General features: G+C 55.7%; 1 protein-coding gene. It reads right to left on the bottom strand.

The genetic code is table 11. The features are described from left to right. Nucleotides 1-1,050: AAA family ATPase (locus TY51_RS16975; protein WP_042251752.1), on the bottom strand; the 1,050-nt coding region annotated here is incomplete at its 3' end. Nucleotides 1,051-2,457: the final 1,407 nt, after the last annotated feature.

Genomic DNA, 2,457 nt, shown 5'->3' with positions numbered 1-2,457 from the left:
GGGGGCCTCCGGGCCGTCGCCCGCGGTCATCACATATCCGGTCACGGCGACAAGACCAATGACCACGGCCCCCGCCACTGCGGGCTTCAGCCATTGTCGGGCCGGGGGATCGTCCATCTGCAGGGACGGACTGTATTCGGGGACCGCTTCCGTCTCTGCGCCCTGAAAAGATAACGGCGCGGTCGGTTCTTCCTCCGGCAGCGGTTCGTCCTTGTAGCCCCCTGCAGGCAGATCCGGTAGTGGTTGCGGCAATGTCCCTGCCTGCGCCAGTTCGGCAAGGAACGTATGGACCGCATTTTCGTCCAGTTTGCCGCCCGGAGCTGCGCGCTCTCTGGCCAAGCAATGCTGTACCAGACGGTCGATATGCCCGGGATAACCTCCGGACGCCATATGGATCAGCCAGAGGCCTCCGGCATCGAACGGCTGATGGCCACCATGGCACTGACATTTCCGGACGTGGAAACGATGCGCGATGTACTGGGCCGTCTCTGCCTGCGCGAAGGGCTGCATGCGCAGATGGCCGCCGATTCTTCGCCGCAGCTCCTCGTTGACGGGAGGGTCAAGCAGCGCCGCTGCCTCTCCGCGCCCGACCAGCAGGACATACAGGGGTTGCTGCAACCCTGACGCGGCGGTGAACTCCTCCAGGAACGCCTTTGACGCTTCCGAGATCAGATGCGCATTGTCGACGATCAGCACGCATTTCTTGTAGGCCGCCCTGGATTTCTCCAGAAGCCGCGCAAGATCGCTCAACGGCTCGGCAGAGCTGATGCCAAACGCTTTCGGCACCTCCTGCGAAAGATCGATGCCCTGCCGATCAAGACTGACCCGGCCGATCTTCATGCTGCCGGACGACAGGGCCATGAACTCCAACGCCTGGACAGTCTTTCCAATTTTCGACGGCCCTGAGAGGACCAGCAACCCGCGGTCGAATTTGGTCCATGCCTTGATCATCGCCAAATTGTCGCGATGCGCCTCGGTCAGGTACAGCTGATGACGGTCCGGCGCTGTCGCGAAGCTTGGGCAAGACAGTGTCTCTGAGGCGTTGTCCACTGTTCGCTCCACCAATGCACGAGGTCCCGACATCCCTTGAGGAACGCCAAACTATAAAAATGGTCTGTTAACCAAGGTAAACAAGAATGAGGGAGTGGTCCATTGGCGACCTGTTCAATTCCTGGAGGGTTGCGGGGCGCTTTGCCAGACGCATCCGTGGACCCATGATGCGTTTTCATATGGTGAGGTAATTTGAGTAATGGGCGGACCAACAGAAATTTATGATTAAAATCAATAAATTTTTTATTTTAAAGGAAGCGCCACATATTTCATCGAGCAAGCCCAATTCACCGCAGACTTATAATATAAATCGGGTTCCGAAGCGGATGCGCGGATCTAGCCAATATAAAGTTAAGTGCCTGATTTTATTGATAAACAATAAAATTCTGGATTGATATACTCTCGGTTTTATCAGTGAAAAATAATATCATAATGCAGAATATCGAATATCTTAATAATAATTATCCTTAATCTGGCGGGACATTGGAACTATTATTTTCCGTCAAGGTGGTGGGTGAGTCTACCAGCGTTCTTCAACGTGACGAATCATGTCATCTAAATTTTATTAAGTAGATTATTGTATTTTCATGCAACCTTTGGGTGAATTCGAACTGAAATTTTTTTCGCGGCCTTGCCCGTGAGGACCGGCAGGTTTGAAACTGAAAGTTCAAGCTAGCCTTTCTTGGCTGGGAGAGGAGCTGGGACCGGTGAGGGCTTCGAGGTTTACGGAGGCGTTCACTCTGAAACAAGGCGAAGCAGGTACGCCGGTGGTCGAGAGTTGCCGCAAGGCGGCGATCAGCCAAGTGACCTATTCCGACTGGAGAATGGAGGATCAATGAAAAGTCCGGTGGGCTGTTCACCCAACGCACGCGGACTGGCGGCCTGCTGCCTGACAAAATGCGCCGGCGGAAATCGCTGGAATGAGGTGCAAGAGCCATTGGTTCAACTGCAGCGCCGAGTGAGAACAGCCGGCGCACGAAGGTCGTCGCCGTCCTGACGCTGGACCCGGAAATGCGGGAGGACGTTATCTGCGGAAAGCTCATTCGCCAGCCGGCTTGAATCAGCGGCGCCGATTGGCTCACCTTGGCCGGATGCGCGAGTGCATTCGCGGGAAGCGCTTTTATTGGAATGTGTTGATACGCGCGGGTCGTCATGGGTGCGTCATCGGTCCGAGCAGCCATGAAGGCGGAACGCTGCAGTTTAATACCTCCGTGCTCCACTACACGCCCCGCCACACGGACCATGCGGCCGTCGATAGGCGGATCCGGGAGATCTGCGAGGCGCGGGTGCGATACGTCTATCGGCGCCTCCACGTCTTGCTGCGACGGGAGTGCTGGCAGGTGAACATCAATGAGACGCGCAGCATTTACAATGAGTTATTTCTGCAGTTCAGGAACAGCCACCCGA

It is taken from the genome of Paracoccus sp. PAMC 22219 (genome assembly GCF_000787695.1).
In the GTDB taxonomy this organism is placed as follows: Bacteria; Pseudomonadota; Alphaproteobacteria; order Rhodobacterales; family Rhodobacteraceae; genus Paracoccus.
This window is presented reverse-complemented; position numbering and strand designations above follow the sequence as displayed.